We start from the raw sequence: 20,571 nt of genomic DNA on the forward strand, positions 1-20,571 counted from the left end.
GCGACATACGTACTCTCAACGCGAAAATCGGCCGATTGAAGCTCGGAGAGTGCAGATTCAGCACTCTCAGAACAGGAAACCGCCGAAATCGGCAGCCTTGCGAAGCTGAAGCTGAGAAAGAAACAAGAAAAGACCATCCTTACGCCGTAAGGATGGTCTTTTCTTGTTCTAGTTCGCTCGATTGCGCACGCGCTCTTTCATTTTTTCCATGAGCTCGATGTTGCCGGGGTCGTTGTAAAATTCGATCTTCTCATCGATCAGCTTCAAATTGTGCTGCAGTTTCTCGATTTGCCGCTCAACCTCGAGGCGGTGCTCGGTCAACATGAGCTTTCTTTCTTCGCTCGTTGCTGCACCTTGCATAGCCCACTGGCTGTATGTCTTCATTTCTTTGATTGGCATGCCGGTATCCTTCAAGCAGCAGATCAGAGCAACCCAGTTCATGTCTGCCTCGGTGAAGCTGCGATTGCCGGATTTGGTGCGCTCGACGAACGGGAGCAGCCCTTCTTTGTCATAATAACGCAGCGTATGTGCGGAGAGTCCGAACTTCTGTGCGACTTCGTTAATGGAGTAGTTCATATTTTAACAGCCTCCTATGGCTTGACTTAGAGTTAACTCGAAGTGATATTCTCACTGTAGACCTCGCTGGCCGAATGGTCAAGAGGCCAAACCACATATAAAAGGAGCAATGAATTTATGAATCATACAACGAAAATCGCACTCGTAACAGGTGGAAGCCGCGGACTTGGTAGAAACACTGCTTTAGCGCTGGCTGGCAAAGGAATCGGCGTCATTATCACTTTTCATACCCAGCAAGCAGCCGCTGATGAGGTTGTTCAAGAAATTGAGCAGGCAGGTGGCACGGCAGCTGCAATTCAGCTGGATACAAGTATGGTGTCTTCATTCGATGGCTTCGTAACTGTACTCGGGGACGTGCTGAGGACGAGGTGGGATCGCGACAGCTTCGATTATCTCATTAACAACGCAGGCGTCGGTAAGAATTCGCCATTCTCTAATGTGACGGAAGAGATGTTCGACAGCCTTATGAACATTCACTTTAAGGGCGTCTATTTCTTGACGCAGAAGCTGCTTCCGCTGCTCGCGGATAACGGCGGCATCGTGAACGTCTCCACTGGTTTGACGCGCTTCGCGATGGAAGGCTACAGCGCTTATGCGTCAATGAAAGGCGCGATTGAAGTAATGACACGCTATTTGGCAAAAGAGCTCGGCAAGCGCGGCATACGCGTGAACTCCGTTGCTCCCGGCGCAATAGAGACCGACTTCGGCGGCGGAGCGTTGCGAGATAATCCGCAAGTGAATGCACATGTTGCATCGATTACGGCACTCGGCCGTGCTGGTGTACCTGATGATATCGGCGGCGTTATCGCATCGCTCTGCACGGATGACATGCGGTGGGTGAATGCGCAGCGTCTTGAGGCTTCGGGCGGTATGCTGATATAAGTCCATCTGTAGAGTGAAGCTGGCATCGGTCTCTGAACCGATGCCAGCTTTTTTTTATGCGATATGATAGTGATAGTATTAGCGGTCTTCGATCATATAGCCTTGCGCAGGTTCTATTCGTGTAAAACCAGCCATCCGGCTTTCTTGAAAGCGGATCGGACGCTGGCTGGCGGCAATAATGATATTCCGCTGCTCAGGCATGCTGGCTGAGGGCAGCGCAAATACACGCGTGTACGCGAATACGGCTTGCAGCGTCGTATGAACGGCAGCTGTAACGGTATCTTGCCCACCCTTGCCCATTACATTCAGAATGACTGCGCCGCCTTCCGAGAGTTTGGCAGCGGTCAGCTCGAAAAAAGCTCTTGAAGTAAGATGCCGCGGTGTTCCGCTGGCAGTGAAGGCGTCGAGCAGGACGAAATCAAACGCATGGTCTGCCTGTTCCTCGAGAATCGCTCTTCCATCGCCGATCTGCACATGCTCGTCGTTGCAGCCAAACAGCTCTTTGCTCAGCTGAACGACTTGTCCGTCAAGCTCTGCCGTCGTGAAGCGGACGCCAGGGCAGCCGCGCGCAATCGTACCGATGCCGTGACCGATCAAGAAGACGCTACCGTAGGAGGAATTATTGCAACTCATTAGGTGAATCATCGCTTGCGGATACTCGAATACCATTCGATCGGGATTGTCGAGGTCCAATGCGCCTTGCATAGCGTTCTCGGCGAATTGCAGCACTCGGAATCGGCCGCGTTCACCACCAAGCTCAAACGTATCGTAGACAGTGATTTCGTGCGTCTCGGTATAATCATGGAATAAGATTTGCATGACTTAGTTAGCTCCTTATCTTGTTCATCAGCCTGTTCATATTCAGTTCATAGAATCAGGTTAAGATTCGTTTAGTCAATAGTCAACTAGGAGGAATTAACTTGAAACTCGGAAATAGCATAGAGCCGAACAACGGCGATTTAGCAGTTGATGCACAAGGGCTTGTGAAGCTGTTTGGCGATAACCGCGCAGTAGATGGTGTTGATCTTCAAGTAAAAGCAGGTTCGATATATGGCGTACTCGGACCGAATGGTGCAGGGAAGACGACAACGATTCGGATGCTCGCAACGCTTTTTCGGCCAGATGCCGGCTCGGCGCGGATCTTCGGCCATGATGTGGTGAAGGATTCGCAAATTGTCCGCCAATTGATTGGTGTAACCGGACAATACGCATCGGTAGACGAGTCGCTGAGCGCAACGGAAAACTTAGTCATTTTCTCCCGCCTGCTTGGGCTTGGCCGTGCCGAATCGAAGCGCAAAGCAGCGGAGCTGCTCGAAGAATTCGGCCTCACGGAAGCGGCGAAGCGACCGCTCAAGAACTTCTCCGGCGGTATGCGCCGCAGACTCGATCTTGCAGCAAGCTTGATCGCGCAGCCGCCGCTCATCTTCCTTGATGAGCCGACGACAGGGCTCGATCCGCGTACACGCGCTCAAATGTGGGAAACGATCCGCAGATTGGTGAAGACCGGCTCAACCGTGCTGCTCACGACGCAATACTTGGATGAAGCCGATCAGCTGGCGGACCGGATCGCCGTAATCGACCGCGGCCACGTCGTTGCTGAAGGCACGGTGGATGAACTGAAAGCATCTGTCGGAACATCTTCCTTACAGCTGCGTGTGCAGCAGGGAGCTGATATTGCGGAAGCGCGCCGTATCGTGAATCAAGTGCTTGCGGTTCAATCGAACGTAACCTCGGAAGCGGCGAAAATTACAGCACCGATGGCAAATGCCGATCGCGTCACGGATCTGCTCCTCGCGCTCCGTGAAGCGGGGATTGCCCTTGATGAGGTCAGTGTGCAGAAACCGACGCTAGATGAAGTATTCTTATCTATTACGGGGCAAGGCGTTAATAAGGGGGCAAACTAAATGAGCAGCAACAGTCAGACATTAAGAACAGGCACCAATCGTCCGTTACGGAGACATACCAGCTTCACCCAATCCATCCGCAACTCGCTTACGATGGCGTATCGGGGATTGCTGAAGATTAAGCGCACACCTGAGCAGTTATTCGACGTGACGCTTCAACCGATTATTTTTACGCTTATGTTCACGTACATCTTCGGCGGCGCGATCTCTGGAGACGTACAAAGCTATCTACCGGTCATTATTCCAGGCATACTCGTTCAGACTGTTATTACAACCTCTATCGTAACCGGCGTTCAGCTGCGAGAGGATATGGATAAAGGCGTATTCGACCGGTTTAAGTCATTGCCGATAGCCCGGATCGCTCCGCTCGCCGGGGCACTGCTTGCCGATACGATCCGGTACACCATTGCAACAACGCTCACCTTCTCGATGGGTTACATTATGGGTTATCGCCCGGAAGGCGGGCTTGAGCATGTCGTTCTTGCAGGCTTGCTTGTCATTGTTTGTTCGTGGGCAATGAGCTGGATCTTCGCATTCTTCGGCGTTATTGCACGTACAGCTTCCAGCGTACAAGGGATTTCGATGCTCGTGCTGTTCCCGATGACGTTCTTGTCGAATGCATTCGTCCCTACGGAGACAATGCCGAAGTGGCTCCGTTGGTTTGCGGACATCAACCCGATCTCGCATCTGATCTCGGCTGTCCGTGATTTGACCAATAAAGGTACGGTTGGCTGGGATTTGGCTATCTCGCTAATCGGCGCTGCAGTCATCGTCTTGATCTTCGCACCCATTACGGTTCGTGCCTACATGCGCCGGACATAAGTCACAAGAAACATTGGCCCTTGAGCATTCAAGGGTTTTTTTGTTTTGGCTATGTTCTTTTCTTGGCTTTCAAATTAGAATAGCAATAGAGTAGTAGAGCATGGCCACATAACTGGAGTGAATGTAATGAAGTCTATCAACCGCGTCTTGCGGCAAAATGTTAAAAATAACCTATACAACGGCATTGCATGGTCGATTGGATTTAATTTCGTAACGCCATTTATTCCGATTCTGGCAGCCAGGCTTAACGCGTCGAACAATGATTATGCATTGTTATCTTCGGTACCGGCCATTCTGACGATCTTGCTGACGTTCCCTGCCTCCATGCTGATTGGAAGGTACAGGCAGCAGAAACGGATTATTTCCGGCATGATTCTGCTGAGCCGCTTCAGTTACCTGCTGCTGTTCTTCCTGCCTTACTGGCATGCATCGCCGATGGTTGCCTTGATTGCGCTCGTCAGTGCTTATAGTGCGACCAACACCATTATCGCGGTGTCCTATCAATCGATTATGGGCGAGATTATCCCGTCCAGCTATCGGAATAAGGTGTTCGCGCAGCGGAACTTATGGATCGGAATAACGGGTATGGTAACGGCGCTCGTGGCGGGATACGGAATTGACCACTTTGCCTATCCATACGGGTTTCAAGCGGCGGTCGTGCTCGGGTTCATTGCTTCACTTATTGAAACCTGGTATTTCCATAAGCTGCGTATTCCGAGCGAGGAAGAGGCAGTTAACCAGCCAACCGATGCGGAAGCCCGCACTGCTGTCATCAAGCCGCGCCAGCGCATATCGTTTAATCCTGTTCATGCGTTTCGGAAGATGTTCAAAGTCGGCGGCGGTTGGCCGTTCATCTTATTTTGCGGCTGTGCGACTTTTTACACCTTTTCGTGGATGGCGGCTTGGCCGATGTATTCCAAACTGAAGGCGGACATTCTGCATGCAACCAATACGCAGATAAGCATCACTACTGTCGTCGGCTCCATCGGTTCCTTGATCGCCTTCGGCATGTGGGCAAAGCTGGCGGACCGCAGAGGGAACGGCTTCACGGTATTCGTCTCTTCGCTGGCGCTTGGCCTGGCCCCATTCTGGTGGGCGTATGCCCCTTCGATGAAATATGTCTATGTGTACGATTTTATAGGTGGCTTCGTCACAAGCGGCTTCCAGCAGTCCATCTTTAACCGCCTGCTCGAGATCGTCCCAGAAGAGACGCGGCATCCGGCTATATCGCTCTACACGACGCTGGCCCAAATTTCTGCGATCTTCGCGCCGCTTGTCGGCATGAGTCTATTCACCTGGATCGATTACGTGCCAAGTATGATACTCATTGGAATCATTCGTGTTGTCGGCGCACTATGCTTCCTATTGATTTTGCTGCCGAAACGAGAGGCTCGTATAACGCGAAGCATGAATTAGTCCATTTATACTGGCAGTCAGGACACTTCCTCCTGGCTGTTTTTTTATGCCCGAAATGTGGGGGATTAAAGCACTAATCGGCTATTTCTGTGAAAATGTTAATGAAATTTGCGTAAAGAGCTGTGTTATAATCTGGCAAGACGGTTAGGCAGCTTAAACCAAACGCCATCAAGGAGGTACACATGATTAAAGCAATCAAGCCTGTTAAAGGGCTTCTTATCGCAATGATTCTGGGGTTACTTCTTAGTTGCATGATGTCGCTCTCCATTGCAGGAGCACAGGAAGCTGATTATGATCAATCTGTATCGGTTCTAGTGAATGGCAAGCATGTGTTGTTATCCAAGCAGGCATTAGTCATTAATGGAAGAACTTATGTACCGGCTGCTCGCATTGCGAAGCTGCTAGGAGCATCCGTAAACTGGAATAATAACGACGAAGAATTAACGATACATACCGCATTAAGCGATGAGATTGTAATCGGAAACCGTGTCCCGGTCGTTTATTTCAATGACGTCCGTTATCGGATGGACGCGCTTCCAATACTGAAGGACGACAGACTGTATTTGCCGGTCCGCCAATTGGCAGATATGCTGCATGCAGACATTACGGCAGACTCACAATCTGACACCGTCGAGCTGGCATTGGCACAGCCTGCGTTCGTAAGTGAAGAGAAGGGCCTGGGTGAAATCAGCATTGAAGCCGGCATTAGCAAAGCACAGCTGCTGAAGCGCAACGGACTGAGCAGTGAAGCAGAAGCGCCTGTTGGCACGAAGCTCAAGGTCGTTATCCCTTCTTTCTTCAGCAGGCCTGCGGCTGATTACACCCAATCGGATCTTTTGCTGCTTGCGAAGATTACGATGGTGGAATCGGGCTATGAATCGTATGAAGGACAGCTTGCGCTGGCGAATGTCATTCTGAATCGGGTGAAGGATACGAGATTCCCGGATTCGATCAAGGAAGTTATCTATTCAGGCAGACAGTTCCCTCCGGCTCATAACGGTATGCTCGATAACAGCACCCCGCATGCAAGAGCACTGCGCGCTGCCAAGGATGCGCTGAATGGACGCAACAATATCGGTGACGCCGTCTACTTCTACAATCCAGAGGTGACGAGAGGGTCATTCTGGTCGAGCCTTGAAGTCGTTGTGAAGATCGGCCATCATAGCTTTGCTAAATAATAGATTAGAGCCCGCGATTAACTATTCGCGGGCTTTATTATTTGGAGACGCAAGGGCAGAAATATAGCTGCGGAATTTGTCGCACCTTGTCTAAAATCTAGTAATCTTTGGTTTATTCCGTCTCAAAATCTGGTATAATAGTCCTGATGTTGGCATGATAGAATTACTTTGTGGGGGCGAACATGATGAGGCTCGTTACGAGAAGCGATTTCGACGGATTGGTGACGGCAGTACTGCTCAGAAAGCTTGGTATGATCGATGAGATGAAGTTCGTGCATCCTAAAGATATGCAGGATGGTACAATTGAAATTACGAAGAACGATATATTAACGAACATTCCATTCGTTCCAGGCTGCGGCCTATGGTTCGACCACCACGCCAGCGAGCTGAAGCGGTCACAGGAAGAGAAGTTTGAATTCGAAGGCGAGATTCGCATTGCGGACAGCGCTGCGCGAGTCGTTTATGAATATTACGGCGGGCAAGACAAATTTGGTCCGTTCTTCGACAGCATGATGGAGGGCGTAGACAAAGCCGATGCGGCAAAATTCAGCAAGGACGATATTTTGCAGCCGAAAGGTTGGGATTTGCTGTCCTTTATTATGGATTCCCGTACGGGACTTGGTCGCTACCGCGATTTCCGGATCAGCAACTATCAGCTCATGGAGAAGCTTGTTGACCTGTGCCTGGAGCATCCGCTTGATCACATTATGCAGGATGAAGATGTGTTGCAGCGGGTTGAACGGTACTACGAGCTGGACGCTTTATTCCGTGAGATGCTCATCAAGCATACGCGAATTGAAGGACATGCCATTGTAACGGATCTAAGAGGCACCCAGCCGATCTATCCGGGCAATCGGTTCCTCATCTATGCGCTATTCCCTGAACAGAATGTTTCCTTATGGATTGTTGACGGCTTCCAGAAGCAGAACTGCGCGATTGCGTGCGGCCACAGCATCGTGAACCGGACTTGTGACGTTCCGGTCGGCTATTTGATGCGGGAGTATGGCGGCGGCGGGCACGAAGCGGCAGGAACATGCCAAGTGCCGTATGACCAAGCGGATGAGACGATCGCAGCGATCATCAAGCAATTCAACTAATAGAAATCCCGCTCGTGGCAGGTTCGCTTGCACGAGCGGGATTATTTTTTTGCGCTGCTCTGCGGAGGCATCGGCATCGACTTCGGTTCGAAGTTCATGCATGGCTTGCCGGAGGAGGAGAGGACAGCGGCGCTTGGCATCGCGGACCCTTTGAATTTGAAAGCTTTACAGCCTCTTGGGAAGTTCTTATCCCAAGTGATGTAGAAATGGCGACATTTCATACAGTCGATACGTGGTTGCTCGTTCGTCATGCTGATAATACTCCTTTACTATTGCTGTTGTACGTTATGTGAAGGAATCGATTGATGAGCCAAAGCTTAGCGGAGAAGTGTCGTACTCTCTTTCTCTCCTATTCGCGATCCTTCTCTCATTATATCGTAAAAAACTGCAATGATTTGCATTGTTCATTAAGATATTGTTTGCTATTATGAATGGGAATCCAAATGGCGAAATTTGGCGAATGATAGGTTGGAATTACTACAACATAGATGATAACAGCTCACCAGCCTAGCCAATTCTTCAACCAGGTGACAAGTCTTTTTCGTCATCTGGTTTTGTTTTATTTTGTTTGCATCATGGGAGAGGGGGACTATCCTAGAAATTCCGAGCGACAGCAACAAGAGAGTTCATGCAAGTGGACAACGATGAATCCAACTTTGACAACGAGGTGAGCTTGTGAATTTGAAGCGAAAGTTCCAATTCTCCAACATAGCCAATACGTTAGCGATATCGCTGTTTATTTTTATTTTTGCGATATTCTCCATATTAGGGACCGTTATTTATAGCAGCACACGCAGCGTCATCGTTCATCAGCAAGAGCAGATGATAGAGGCGAAGACGCAAGCAATCGTTGATCAAATAGATGCCCTCTTCAAGGAGAAGGGCAGTATCGTCAAGCAGATGGCGACGAATTCGCTGTTTCTCAATTATATCGAGACGACGCCTGGCCTTGCGCAAGCGAAATCCTCCACGTATGCAGCAGAGACAGAGCGGACGCTCATGTCGATCTTCAAGACCGACCCGAACTTGGCAGATACATGGGTGGCTAACATCGCTGGCAACATGTGGCTGGAGCATGACGGCTTAACGAACAAGGCGGATTTCGATATGAAGAGCCGTCCTTGGTTTAAGCCGGCGCTGGAGGCGAACGGGCTCTATTATTCGGATCCTTACGTCGATCAAGTAAGCGGCAACGTTCTCTTCGGTATTTTCTATCCGATCAAGGATGCAAAGGATCAGGTTGTCGGCTTCACGGCTGCTGACATTGCAATGAAAGATATGCCGGCTATCATGCAGAGTTATACGCTCGGAGAGACAGGCTATTCCTTCTTGCTTTCGAAGACGGGTGATATTCTATACCATCCAGACAAGGATAAAGTGCTTAAGGAGAAGTTGAACGAGAGCAAAGGCGAAATGGGTGAGGTCGGGAAGAAAATGGTGGCAGGCGAATCCGGTCTGCAGCTGGTCGACGACAATGGCGTGAAGCGGTATGTCGGCTACGCGACGAGCAAAGAAACCGGATGGTCGGTCGGTCTTACCATTACCGAGAAAGAAGCGATGGGCGATTTCAATAATGTCACGTATATGACGATTGGCGGATTTGCTGTTAGCCTTATCGTGCTTGTCTTCATTACATATATTACGCTGCGTTATATGCTTCGGAATATTCCACAGCTGCTGGCGAAGCTCAAGCTTATTGAGCATGGCGATTTGACCGTGCAGTTCGATCTGAAATCGAAGAATGAGATCGGCCAAATCTCCCAGGGGCTCGCAAGCATGGTGCAGCAAATTTATAAAATGATTGCGACCGTTACGAGCACCTCGCAGAGCGTAACGAGCGGCGCAGCTGAAATATCGGCAACGACTGAGGAAGTTGCCAAAGGCAGCATGAATCAGGCGGAGTCCGCGCAGACCGCTTCCGAGCTGATGAAGGTGTTGACGAATACGGTAAGTATCGTCTCAAGCAGAGCGCAGGAAGCAGTTGAGCTGACGAAGAAGACGAACCAAGGCGCGGTCGCCGGCGGTGATGCCGTTCGCACGACGATCAGCAGCATGGATCGGTTATCGACTCAGATGTCGGAGCTGGAGAAAGATTCAAGCCGAATTGGCAATATCATTCAAGTTATCAACGATATCGCTGAGCAGACGAATCTGTTGGCGTTGAATGCTGCGATTGAAGCAGCACGGGCTGGCGAGCAGGGAAGAGGCTTCGCGGTCGTCGCCGATGAAGTGCGCAAGCTGGCGGAACGAAGCGGCGAAGCGACGAAGCAGATCGTTACGATCATTACGAGCATGCAGCACAGTACGCAAGAGAGTGTTCGCGCGGTTGCCGAGACGGCTGCATTGTCGCAGCAGACTGGTGAAGAGCTCGATAACATTGTGCGTATGGTCGGCGAAGTCGCAAGGCAATCCGAAGAGATTGCGCGCGCGAGCCATGGGCAATCTACCCAATCGATGGAGGTTATGAAGGAGATTGAGTCGATTGCAGCAGTCAGCGAAGAAGCGGCAGCAGCGGCGGAGCAGACAGCGAGCTCGTCTCAATCATTGACGTCGATTGCACAAGTGTTGAATGATACCGTAACGAAATTCCGTTTGTAATGGAAGTTAATAGGTGACATAAGCAAAAGGTCCACGATTTCGATCGTGGGCTTTTTGTGTTATTTTGGATATAAAATACAGCTTGGGCCTGTTTGAGAGATGGAGGGTTAACGATGCAGAAGAGCTTGAACGGCATCATGTCGGAGTCGACAGAGGGGACGCCAGCTGCTGCGAAAGGGATTTCGATCGGCATTATCGGCACCTCGCAGCTTGTCGGCCGCATATTGCAGGTGTTGAAGGCATTTCCTTCTTTTCGCCCGGTCCCGATGGTTTATGAACAGGACATAGAAGCGCCAAGGTTGGCGCAGCAGCTCGGTGATACAGTAGAAGTGCTGCTCGCTTCAGGCCTGGTTCCGTATAATCGCATAAGTGAGGAAGCGGATGTGCAGGTGGCGTTGCATTATGTCCCGTTGACAGATACGGGGTTCTACCGTGCGCTGTTCCGATTGAAAAATACAGTCGGCGGCATGGAGAGAAACTTGCGGATCTCGATAGATACGTTAAGCAAGCAAATGGTGCAGAAGTCGCTCAGCGAAATTAACGAGTCGCTTACTGAAGTGGTTTACTATGACGGACCGGACTACGCCTCGAAGGAGCAGTTGATTGCCTATCATCAGGGACAATATGAATCGGGCTGCTGCGATGCGGCGCTGACAGCGGATGAATCTGTTGCGCGTGAGCTGACAGGGCTCGCGATTCCGAATGAGTGGATTATTCCGACCGATCAGAACATTACTGTAGCGCTGGAGCGGGCGCTGCTTTCGACGGAAACGCGCCAAAGCCGGGAAGCGCAGGTCGTCGTCGGGCTCGTTAATCTCGATCAATTCGAGAAACGAATCCATGTACACACGTCCGAGCATGAAGTGCAGAAGCTGAAGCTTGACATTCACCGGATGCTGCTCGACTATGTCGAATCGCTTGACGGGTATTTGACGCCGCTCGGAGGGGATGAATATTTGTTCTTTACGACGCGGGGTATCTTCGAGCGGGTTACGGGCGGCTATAAGAAGATTTCCCTTGGCAAAAGCATCTATCAGAAGTTTGGGCTGTCGCTCAGCATCGGCATGGGCTTTGGCCGTTCGGCGAACGAAGCGGGCACGCATGCCCGTATCGCGCTGCGCAAGTCGAAGGAAGCGGGTGGAGACACATGCTTCATAGTAGGGGAGGATAAAACAGTGATCGGGCCGCTCGCGATGGCGGATTCGCTGGAGTTCGCTTTGTCGCTTACCGATGCGGAGCTGCTAAAGAAAGCGGAGGATGCCGGAATGACTTCCGGCTACCTTAGCAAGCTGATGGCTCAGGTGGCGCGATCGGGAAAGACCGATTATATGGTGCATGAGCTGGCCGCAATTCTGGACATTAGCGTGCGAAGCACACACCGTTTGCTGCTCCAGTGGATGGACCATAGCTTAGTTGCAATCGCAGGTGTCGAGAAGGTGCCGAAGGGAAGGCCGCGCCAAGTTTTCCGGTTAACATTCCTGCGAGACAAGGCGCCGATTTAGGGTATTTAGGGCGGGTGTTTGGTTGCGAGGCGCACTTTCGATGCTGAGAGAGGCTTTCCCCTTTCTCGACCTGCTTTTTCAACTATTTCCGCTCGGAGAGAGGCATTTCCCGCTCTCGGATGCCATTTCGCTTATCCCTATTTAAAGTCAATTAAAAGATTTGTCTTTTAATCTCATCTCCCTCTAAGATGAAAGTAGAACTTATTCTCATTCATGGAGGGGAACTTGGAGCATGCGGACGATTGAGGAGCTGGAGGCGAAGCTGGCGGAACCGTCGGAGGCGCTGATCCGGGACGTAAGGGAGATCAAAGGAGACATACTGCTGCTCGGGGTCGGCGGAAAAATGGGGCCGAGCCTTGCGCGCCTGCTGCTGAACGCCATTCGTGCGGCCGGTGTGGATAAACGTGTTATCGGCGTATCCCGATTCTCGGAGCCGGGACTGCAAGCACAGCTGGAGGCAGATGGCGTGGAGACAATCGCCTGCGATCTGCTGGACGATGAGGCGCTTCAAGCTCTTCCAGATGCGCCGAACGTCATCTATATGGCAGGCACCAAATTCGGCACCACCGGGAACGAGTCTTTCACATGGGCGATGAATGCTTACCTCCCGGGCAGAGTCGCTGAGAAATACCGCAATTCCCGCATCGTCGTGTTCTCATCCGGTAATGTCTATCCATTCACGCCGGTTGGTTATGGCGGAGCAAGTGAATCGGTGCCGCCTTTACCTGTTGGCGAATATGGCCAATCGTGCTTGGGGCGGGAGCGGATATTCGAGCATTTCTCGAAACGAAACGGTACCAAAGTGCTAATTTATCGGCTCAACTATGCAATAGATATGCGCTATGGCGTGTTGCTTGAGCTGGCTCGATCAGTGAAGACGAAGAAACCGATCAACTTGACGATGGGCTACGCCAATGTCATCTGGCAGGGGGATGCGAACGAGATTGCGATCCGCTCCTTACTCGCCTGCGAAGCACCTGCCGCTTATATGAACGTAACAGGACCGGAGACCGTATCGATCCGCTGGGCGGCAGAGGAGTTCGGCAAGCGGCTGGGCGTGCAACCGGTATTCGAAGGCAGTGAAGCAAGCGATGCCCTGCTCAACAATGCGGCGAAATGCCAGCAACGATTCGGCTATCCTCGGGTGTCCTTGCTGCAAATGATAGATTGGGTGGCGGAATGGGTAGAAGCGGACGGAGTGACGCTCAATAAACCGACGCACTTCGGGGAGCGAAAGGGGAAGTTTTAATCGATGAGCACGAGAAGAGACTTATCCTCCGGGCAGAAGCGTGCGCTGCATGACGGGCTCGTTATACCGGCGCATCCTCTGGCGCTTGATGAGCATCGCCGTCTCGATGAGCGTCATCAACGCGCACTAACCCGCTATTATTTGGCCTCGGGAGCAGGCGGCATCGCTGTTGGCGTCCATTCCACGCAATTCGAAATTCGTGACCCGAAGCACAATCTCTATGAGAAAGTCCTTCGGCTAGCGACGGAGGAAGTAGATCGTGCCAATCTGCAGCATCCGTTCCTCCGCATTGCGGGCATATGCGGTCCTGCAGCGCAAGCGCTCGGTGAAGCCGAGACTGCAGCGGCAATCGGTTACGATGCGGGGTTGCTTAGCATGGGAGGCCTTGCAGATCAGTCTGAACTCCAACTTCTGAAGCGCACAGAGCAGATTGCAGAGCGAATTCCGATTGTAGGCTTCTATCTTCAACCATCGGTTGGCGGCAAAATATTCTCCTATGAATTTTGGCGTGCTTTTGCCGATATTCCAGGTGTCGTCGCAATCAAGATGGCGCCGTTCAACCGCTACCAAACCATTGATGTCGTTCGAGCGGTATGCGAGTCCGAACGTAGAGATGAGATTGCCCTGTATACCGGCAATGATGATAATATCGTAAACGATTTGCTGACGCTCTATCGCTTCCAAGTGGGCGGGCGGCCGGTTGAGAAGCGAATCGCCGGTGGGCTGCTCGGCCATTGGGCGGTATGGACGCGGAAGGCGGTCGAATTGCTCGAAGCCATCAAGCAAGCAAGGCAGCAAGAGCTGCTGCCTGCAGACTGGCTGACGCGAAACATCGAATTGACCGAGACGAATGCTGCTTTCTTCGATCCGGCACATGGCTTTGCGGGCTGCATACCTGGCATACATGAAGTGCTCCGTCGGCAAGGACTTATGCGAGGGACGTGGTGCTTGAACCCGAATGAGACGCTCTCGCCAGGCCAGCAGGAGGAGATTGACCGGATGTACCGGGATTATCCGCATCTGAACGACGACGAATTTGTGAAACAGAATCTGTCGGATTGGCTCTCCTAGCATGCCAAAACAAACCCGTAAAAAGAGGTGATTCTGCCCCTTTTAACGGGTTTTTTCTATGAATTTCCTTTTTCGACGCGCATCTGACATGAATCGACAAAATTGCTTTACTTTTTCGTCGTTCATTCAATACAATGGTGGAAAGCAAGGAAACTTATTTCCATTTCGATAAGCAAGGAAGGCGGAGCGAGCACATGACCAGCCATCGCAAGACTGAATTGAACCGAACGATTGTACTAGCTCTATTCGCTCTGATGTTGATTCTATTTGCGGCAGCGCCTTATAGTTACGCATCTGTTGCTGATCCGCAGACACCTGACAAAAAAGTACTTATTCTTCATTCGGCAACCCCGGATTATCCAACGACGAAGATGTTCGTGGACGCATTCGCAAAAGTACTCAAAGCGTCCACGAATGTTACCATAAATCAAGATTATTTGGATTTGGTAAGATACGGCTTACAGCCCGGCTATGAACAGACGATTATGTCTTTGTTGAAGCAGAAATATGAGAATAACCAGCCTGATTTAATCGTGACGACGAGCTACCAGATGCTTCCATTTATGAAGAAATTCGGTGAGCAGTTATTCCCTGGTGTGCCTGTCATCTACGCCTACAACGAGTTTGAAGGCGCCGCACCTGATCAGATGCCGGCTAATTATACGGGTGTTTTGGGAGATTTTGAGCTGTCTGGCACGATTGATCTCATTCTGAAGTCGAAGCAGCAGACGGACAAGATCTATGTCGTTATCGGCAGCTCGCCGAATGAACAGAATGCGCTGAATATGGCGAAGTCAGAAACGGCTCATTACGAGAATCAAGTGCAGCTGGAATACTTGAACGGTCTTACATATTCGCAGCTGCTGAATAAACTGGAGCAAGCGCAAGTCGAGCATGCAGCGATTCTGTTCGTATTTCTATTTCAAGATAAGACAGGCAAGCCCTATATTCCAGCAGAAGTTGTGAAGAAAATCATAGAAGTTTCGCCTATACCCGTCTATTCGCCTTTCAGCCAATTTATGGGGAGCGGTATTGTCGGCGGTGCCATGCACAACTTTGCCGATCTCGGCGCTACGGCAGCACAGCGCGCCTTGCTGATTCTTCAAGGGAAGTCAGCCAGCGATCTGGGGACAATCAATAGTAGTAAACGAGCAGTCCAAGTCGATTGGAGAGCGCTTGCAAAGTGGGGGATTAAGGAAAGCCAGCTGCCGAAGGGCACCGATATTCTGTACAAGAATCCGACGATATGGGAGCAGTATCGCTGGTACATAATCGGCGGTGTCGCGCTAGCGGTGTTGGAATTTGTGCTTGTTATGGTGCTGCTGCTTACCCGGACACGCCGCAAACGGGCGGAAGATGCGCTTCGGGAACATAAGGACCATCTGGAGGATCTCGTTGAGGAGCGCACACAGGAGCTAGCGCTGAAGAATGTACAGCTTAGCGAGGCCAAGGAGATTGCTGAGAGCGCAAGCCGGGCGAAGGGCGAGTTTCTCGCCAATATGAGCCACGAGATTCGGACGCCGTTGAATGCCATTGTCGGGTACAACTATTTGTTACAGAAGACTGTGATGTCCGATAAACAGCTCGATTACGTCGATATGACGATTCAGTCAGCGAAAGGCTTGCTGACCATCATTAACGACATTCTTGATTTCTCCAAAGTCGAAGCGAAGATGATTACGCTCGAATATATAGATTTTGATTTGTACGAGGTGCTGAACAACATCTCGAATATGGTCAGCTTCAAGGCGTTTGACAAGGGACTGCGCATGCATATCTCCATTCATCATGAAGTGCCGCAAGTGCTGCATGGTGATCCGTTCCGGCTCAATCAAGTGCTGCTCAATCTTGTTAACAATGCAGTCAAATTTACGGAGCATGGGGAAGTAACCGTTGCTGTCAGTGTGCTAGAACAGCAGGCGAGGAGAATCAAGCTACAGTTCCAAGTGACGGACACGGGTATCGGCATCTCGCCAGCGGAGCAAGAGCATCTGTTCAAGACATTTTCGCAAGGGGATATGAGCACGACGCGCAAATACGGTGGTACGGGACTTGGCCTTGTTATTAGTAAAAGCCTTATCGAACTGATGGGTGGTACGATTGCGCTCGAGAGCGAGATCGGACATGGCAGCTGTTTTACGTTCACCGCTTTATTCGAGGAAGGCGATTACGATCTATTCAAGGAAATTCGGCAGATGAATTCGACGTACCTGCGCGTCTTGCTTGTTTGTGATAATCAACAGATGCAGCTTGTTATGAAGCAGCAGCTGGAGCAGTTTCAATACATTGTCACCATTGCAGCGTCTGCAACAGAAGCGTTTGACAGCATCCATAAGTATGGCGGCTACGATTTGCTGCTTATTGATTGGAAGCTTAGAGATCACGACGGAACGGAAGTATTCAAGCAGATCTATGAGGCGTTCCCGTTCCTGACGAAGACGATTGCACTTATTAGCGACACGCATAATTATGAGCTGCAGCGCCATCTGGACGATACGGAACTCGACAGGGTGCTCCCTTATCCGATCAGCCAATCCCAGCTATACAATGAAATATCTTCAGTGATTAGGCAGAAGCCAGCATCGGTTGCCGGAGGAACGGTGCAGCAGGAGGGGATGGAGAAGTTCGCGATGCTGAATGCCGCGCGTGTCCTGCTCGTTGAAGATAATGAGATCAACCAGCATGTCGCGAGGTCGATTCTGGAAGAGACAGGTGTAATGGTCGACATTGCCGAGAATGGGCTGCAAGCGGTCGAGAAAACAGCGGCAGCACATAAGTTCGATGCCATTCTGATGGATGTTCAAATGCCTATTATGGATGGCTACGAGGCGACGCGGAAAATTCGTGAAGCAGAGGTTGCCGCGGCAAGCGAGTACCGTATTCCGATCATTGCAATGACAGCCGACGCGATGAAAGGCGTTCACGATAAAGTGCTGGAAGCGGGTATGGACGGTTATATTACGAAGCCTTTCGAGCCGATTGAATTGTTCGTCATGCTGCAGAAGCTCATTCTACAATCGAAGTCCGTAGTCGTACCAGTACCGGCGCAGCCGCAGATTAGCGACTTGTCGCAGCTGCCGGACCAGCTTCCCGGTCTTGATATTAGCGAATTCATGGCACGGTATCGGATGAAGCCGGAATCGTATTTGCATATTCTCGGCCAGTTCGCTGCAAAGTCATCTGGGGCGGTAAAAGACATTTCCTCTGCCTTCTCAGTTGGCGATATTGACGGAGCACGCTTTCTAACGCACACGTTGAAGGGTGTTGCGGCTAACATTGGCGCGAATACGCTGCATATGGCGGCGCTCAAGCTGGAGACGATGATTCATGAGGGCAAATATGCGAAGCTGGAAGTAGTACTGGATACGCTCGAGGAAAAGCTGAAAGAAGTGTTGGACTCGATTGCGAGCCTTGTGCGGCATTACCGTTAGCTCAAGAAAAGAAAAAAGAAGGCGGTTTTCCATGGCTGCATCTGTGCTACAGATAGCTGGAAAGCCGCCTTCCCTATAAGGACTATACGTTCGGTTAAGACTGAGGCGCAGAGACGATCGCTTGCAGCCGCTCCTGTAGATTGTCAGTGCATACTCCGCCGTGATAAGCAATGACACTGTTAAGCTCAAGCGCTTGAAACTTCGTGATGGATTGCAGAGCAGTATTCTGGTCAGGCGTAAATGTAGGGTTGAACGATTGCAGCACGCCATCCCCGGCCGTAAGGGCGTCGCCGGCAATTAATGTTTGGCTTGGGATATGGTAGAGTGATGTGTGATCCGGCGTATGGCCAGGCGTGAATACGACCTGAATGCCACCAGCATACGGAAGAATATCCCCGTCATGCAGCACCGCATCGACGTGAACCGGTTAAACGAACGACTTGCTCTTCACAAGCGGCTCCTTGCCAGTTAAGTATGGCACAGCAACTTCATGGGCGATGACCTGCACTTGATCGCCAAATAGTCGTTTAAGCTCCGGCAAGCTGCCGATATGATCGCGGTCTTGATGCGTGATGATGATCTTAGTCAGCTTTTCGAACGGGATCGACGCTTTGTTGAACGCGGCGCGAATGACATCCACTTGGCCTGGAAGTCCGGTATCGACGAGAATAATTTCCTGCTCATCCCATAGAACAGTTGGATAGATGACGAACGGATTACCTTGGATGGACATGCTGATTTCGATGGCTTGAATGCCAGCGCCAGATTGCGTCACAATGAACACCGCCTTATTAGTCATGGATACGTACAACTTCATTATTTATCGGAAACGGCTCAAATAGCAAGTTTTAGGGTATTGGCTTGGCACAGAGAAGGAGGGGCAATTGTGATCAAAGACTTCGCGCTAAGTCTGTTTCTATTAACCTTCTTTCTTTTCTTTCTAACAAGGTTTTTCTATTGGTTTCGCTCGGACACAGAGCTGGATACGCGGAAAAAGCTGGTTCTTGGCGCGGTATGCGGCTTACTAGGCATACTGCTGCTATATAACGGGGCCTCCTACAATGGCTTCGTATTCGATTTGCGATCCGTTTCGGTGCTCCTTGCCGTCTCGTTCGGAGGGCTGCCCTCCAGCTTAATTACTTTTGTTATGATGACGCCCGCAACTTGAAGGCGCTGTATGCACTTACGGATGCAGCTTTGTATCAAGCGAAGCATGAAGGACGTAACCGCACGATACGAGTTATTCAGAGCTGACTGGACTAACAGAAATTTAACGAATAGATGTCAACTTTTTTAACAAGTAAACACTATACTGAAACTGATCTAACTTTATATTGAACATCTTTAATGAACGGGGAGGTTGAAAATGGAGCCGACAAGTCATTCATCACTTTCCGATTTTGACCATCTCGTAAAGCTGAATCTCATGAGAGAGAAAATGATTCAAGGACAACGGCATATTTTGAAGCATATTCTGAGAGGCGAGCCGCTAAAGCTCGTTCTTGATCACATTATAGAAATGGTTGAAGACCTTGTACCGGGCTGGATTTGTTCCATTATGCTGCTTGACCAAGAGAAGAACTCGCTCTATGTGATTGCGCACCGCAGCTTGCCGCAGCACTACATTGATGCAGTGAATGGGAGCCTGATTGGCTCGGCCTCTGGCTCCTGTGGAACGGCGGCATACCGCAACGAAACGATCATCGTCGACGACATTGCGCGTCACCCGTTCTGGTCGAAGGAGAAAGCGATCCCGCTTGCAATCGGGCTGCGCTCCTGCTGGTCTTATCCGGTGCGGACGTCTGATCAACAAGTGCAGGGGACCTTCGCCATCTATCAGCGCGTTACTGCTCTTCCTAGGGAAGATGAAGAAGAAATTATCATGACTTTCACTCGTCTCATCGAGCTCGTGCTCGATCAAACGAAGCTGCGGCTGGAGAACATTCAGAATGAACAGCGATACAAATCCTTATTCGACAATAATACGGATGCGGTATGCTCCTTTGATCTCGAGGGCAACTTTCTATCTGCGAATCCAGTGACACTTGAACTGCTCGGCTACACGCTCGAAGGGCTGCATTTGAAGACGGGTAGAAGCTTTGTGTTGAAGGAAGATACGGAACAGGTAATGAAGCTGATCCATGAGGCGCATCAAGGTAGCTCCGTTAATGGAGATATTCGAATCATGAACCGTTTCGGGAGAATCATTCCGATCAATATCACTTTAATTCCCATTATTGTGAATGAGAGAATCGAGGGCTTATTCGGAATCGCCAAAGATTTCACCCAAATCTACGAACAACAGGCGAAGATTCATAGGCTCGCATATTACGATTTGTTGACGGGATTGCCGAACAGGCGGATGCTGATGGAGCGTTTATCTGAGGCACTGACGGTGGTGGGGGCGGCAGAAAGCAACGTCTCGCTCATTTATCTAGATATCGACCATTTCAAAAGCGTCAACGATCGTTATGGCCATCATGTCGGCGATGAGCTGCTGCAGCAGGTTGCACGGCGGCTTGAGCGCTGTATCGGACCAAATGAGATTGCTGCTCGAATGGGAGGCGATGAATTTACGATTCTGTTGACTGGCGAGCGCTCGGAGACTCGTGCGATAGCAATCGCGGAAGCGGTGCTGCGGGCCTTCGAGGAGCCGGTAATGGCTCATGGTATCGAGCTGACCGTGACGCCAAGCATCGGCATAGCTACATCGAAGCGAGGCGGAGAAGATGTAGATACGCTCATTCGCAGTGCGGATACGGCGATGTATACGGTCAAAACATCCGGGCGGGGAAATTACCGCATCTATTAATACAATCAAAGATTTCCCGCTGCGGCCTTGCCG

General features: G+C 50.7%; 16 protein-coding genes and 1 pseudogene. 14 read left to right on the top strand and 3 right to left on the bottom strand.

What is annotated here, in order from left to right; all coding sequences use genetic code 11:
- Positions 1-168: 168 nt before the first annotated feature.
- Entirely contained in the window at positions 169-576 is a 408-nt protein-coding gene (locus AC0LWF_RS01360; RefSeq protein ID WP_474649784.1) for a MerR family transcriptional regulator, read from the bottom strand.
- A 117-nt stretch (positions 577-693) separates the two neighbouring features.
- Here AC0LWF_RS01360 and AC0LWF_RS01365 point away from each other — a divergent pair, with 117 nt between their 5' ends.
- Positions 694-1,458: an SDR family oxidoreductase gene (locus AC0LWF_RS01365; protein ID WP_474649785.1), complete on the top strand. Its 765-nt coding sequence runs from the start codon at positions 694-696 to the stop codon at positions 1,456-1,458.
- A 78-nt stretch (positions 1,459-1,536) separates the two neighbouring features.
- Here the strand turns inward: AC0LWF_RS01365 and AC0LWF_RS01370 are convergent, their stop codons facing one another.
- Complete coding sequence (locus AC0LWF_RS01370; RefSeq protein ID WP_474649786.1) at positions 1,537-2,277, bottom strand: spermidine synthase; 741 nt, start codon at positions 2,275-2,277, stop codon at positions 1,537-1,539.
- Between the two features lie 101 nt (positions 2,278-2,378).
- On the opposite strand from AC0LWF_RS01370, the gene AC0LWF_RS01375 reads away from it, so the two are divergent.
- The 11 genes from AC0LWF_RS01375 (at position 2,379) to AC0LWF_RS01425 (ending at position 17,726) form a co-directional block, all read left to right on the top strand.
- Entirely contained in the window at positions 2,379-3,362 is a 984-nt protein-coding gene (locus tag AC0LWF_RS01375) for an ATP-binding cassette domain-containing protein (RefSeq protein ID WP_474649787.1), read from the top strand.
- Entirely contained in the window at positions 3,363-4,184 is an 822-nt protein-coding gene (locus tag AC0LWF_RS01380; RefSeq protein ID WP_474649788.1) for an ABC transporter permease, read from the top strand.
- A 126-nt stretch (positions 4,185-4,310) separates the two neighbouring features.
- The gene (locus AC0LWF_RS01385) at positions 4,311-5,600 is read left to right on the top strand and encodes an MFS transporter (protein ID WP_474649789.1); all 1,290 of its coding nucleotides are present in this window, start codon (positions 4,311-4,313) and stop codon (positions 5,598-5,600) included.
- A 182-nt stretch (positions 5,601-5,782) separates the two neighbouring features.
- The gene (locus tag AC0LWF_RS01390; RefSeq protein WP_474649790.1) at positions 5,783-6,778 is read left to right on the top strand and encodes a cell wall hydrolase; all 996 of its coding nucleotides are present in this window, start codon (positions 5,783-5,785) and stop codon (positions 6,776-6,778) included.
- Between the two features lie 182 nt (positions 6,779-6,960).
- Positions 6,961-7,875 (top strand): exopolyphosphatase, encoded by a 915-nt coding sequence (locus AC0LWF_RS01395; protein ID WP_474649791.1) that lies wholly within the window; start codon positions 6,961-6,963, stop codon positions 7,873-7,875.
- A 27-nt stretch (positions 7,876-7,902) separates the two neighbouring features.
- Positions 7,903-8,079, top strand: coding sequence for a hypothetical protein (locus tag AC0LWF_RS01400; protein WP_474649792.1), 177 nt, complete (start codon positions 7,903-7,905; stop codon positions 8,077-8,079).
- Positions 8,080-8,550: 471 nt separating this feature from the next.
- Positions 8,551-10,473, top strand: a complete 1,923-nt coding sequence (locus AC0LWF_RS01405) for a methyl-accepting chemotaxis protein (protein WP_474649793.1) — start codon at positions 8,551-8,553, stop codon at positions 10,471-10,473.
- 113 nt (positions 10,474-10,586) lie between these two features.
- Entirely contained in the window at positions 10,587-11,975 is a 1,389-nt protein-coding gene (locus AC0LWF_RS01410) for a hypothetical protein (protein ID WP_474649794.1), read from the top strand.
- Between the two features lie 232 nt (positions 11,976-12,207).
- Positions 12,208-13,224, top strand: a complete 1,017-nt coding sequence (locus AC0LWF_RS01415) for an NAD-dependent epimerase/dehydratase family protein (protein WP_474649795.1) — start codon at positions 12,208-12,210, stop codon at positions 13,222-13,224.
- Between the two features lie 3 nt (positions 13,225-13,227).
- Positions 13,228-14,295 carry a dihydrodipicolinate synthase family protein gene (locus AC0LWF_RS01420; protein WP_474649796.1) on the top strand — a complete coding sequence of 356 codons (1,068 nt, stop codon included), beginning with the start codon at positions 13,228-13,230 and terminating at the stop codon, positions 14,293-14,295.
- Between the two features lie 194 nt (positions 14,296-14,489).
- Entirely contained in the window at positions 14,490-17,726 is a 3,237-nt protein-coding gene (locus AC0LWF_RS01425) for a response regulator (RefSeq protein WP_474649797.1), read from the top strand.
- A 94-nt stretch (positions 17,727-17,820) separates the two neighbouring features.
- Here AC0LWF_RS01425 and AC0LWF_RS01430 read toward each other — a convergent pair.
- Positions 17,821-18,543: pseudogene (locus AC0LWF_RS01430) on the bottom strand (MBL fold metallo-hydrolase).
- A 69-nt stretch (positions 18,544-18,612) separates the two neighbouring features.
- On the opposite strand from AC0LWF_RS01430, the gene AC0LWF_RS01435 reads away from it, so the two are divergent.
- Positions 18,613-18,894: a LytS/YhcK type 5TM receptor domain-containing protein gene (locus AC0LWF_RS01435; RefSeq protein WP_474649798.1), complete on the top strand. Its 282-nt coding sequence runs from the start codon at positions 18,613-18,615 to the stop codon at positions 18,892-18,894.
- Between the two features lie 198 nt (positions 18,895-19,092).
- Positions 19,093-20,538 carry a diguanylate cyclase domain-containing protein gene (locus tag AC0LWF_RS01440; RefSeq protein WP_474649799.1) on the top strand — a complete coding sequence of 482 codons (1,446 nt, stop codon included), beginning with the start codon at positions 19,093-19,095 and terminating at the stop codon, positions 20,536-20,538.
- The last annotated feature ends 33 nt before the right edge of the window (positions 20,539-20,571 follow it).

It is taken from the genome of Paenibacillus sp. sgz302114 (genome assembly GCF_056120345.1).

Coding starts and splice junctions, on each gene's coding strand:
- AC0LWF_RS01410 (WP_474649794.1), top strand. CDS start 10,587: ATGCAGAAGAGCTTGAACGGCATCATGTCGGAGTCGACAGAGGGGACG.
- AC0LWF_RS01390 (WP_474649790.1), top strand. CDS start 5,783: ATGATTAAAGCAATCAAGCCTGTTAAAGGGCTTCTTATCGCAATGATT.
- AC0LWF_RS01365 (WP_474649785.1), top strand. CDS start 694: ATGAATCATACAACGAAAATCGCACTCGTAACAGGTGGAAGCCGCGGA.
- AC0LWF_RS01360 (WP_474649784.1), bottom strand. CDS start 576: ATGAACTACTCCATTAACGAAGTCGCACAGAAGTTCGGACTCTCCGCA.
- AC0LWF_RS01425 (WP_474649797.1), top strand. CDS start 14,490: ATGACCAGCCATCGCAAGACTGAATTGAACCGAACGATTGTACTAGCT.
- AC0LWF_RS01395 (WP_474649791.1), top strand. CDS start 6,961: ATGATGAGGCTCGTTACGAGAAGCGATTTCGACGGATTGGTGACGGCA.
- AC0LWF_RS01415 (WP_474649795.1), top strand. CDS start 12,208: ATGCGGACGATTGAGGAGCTGGAGGCGAAGCTGGCGGAACCGTCGGAG.
- AC0LWF_RS01380 (WP_474649788.1), top strand. CDS start 3,363: ATGAGCAGCAACAGTCAGACATTAAGAACAGGCACCAATCGTCCGTTA.
- AC0LWF_RS01385 (WP_474649789.1), top strand. CDS start 4,311: ATGAAGTCTATCAACCGCGTCTTGCGGCAAAATGTTAAAAATAACCTA.
- AC0LWF_RS01420 (WP_474649796.1), top strand. CDS start 13,228: ATGAGCACGAGAAGAGACTTATCCTCCGGGCAGAAGCGTGCGCTGCAT.
- AC0LWF_RS01370 (WP_474649786.1), bottom strand. CDS start 2,277: ATGCAAATCTTATTCCATGATTATACCGAGACGCACGAAATCACTGTC.
- AC0LWF_RS01440 (WP_474649799.1), top strand. CDS start 19,093: ATGGAGCCGACAAGTCATTCATCACTTTCCGATTTTGACCATCTCGTA.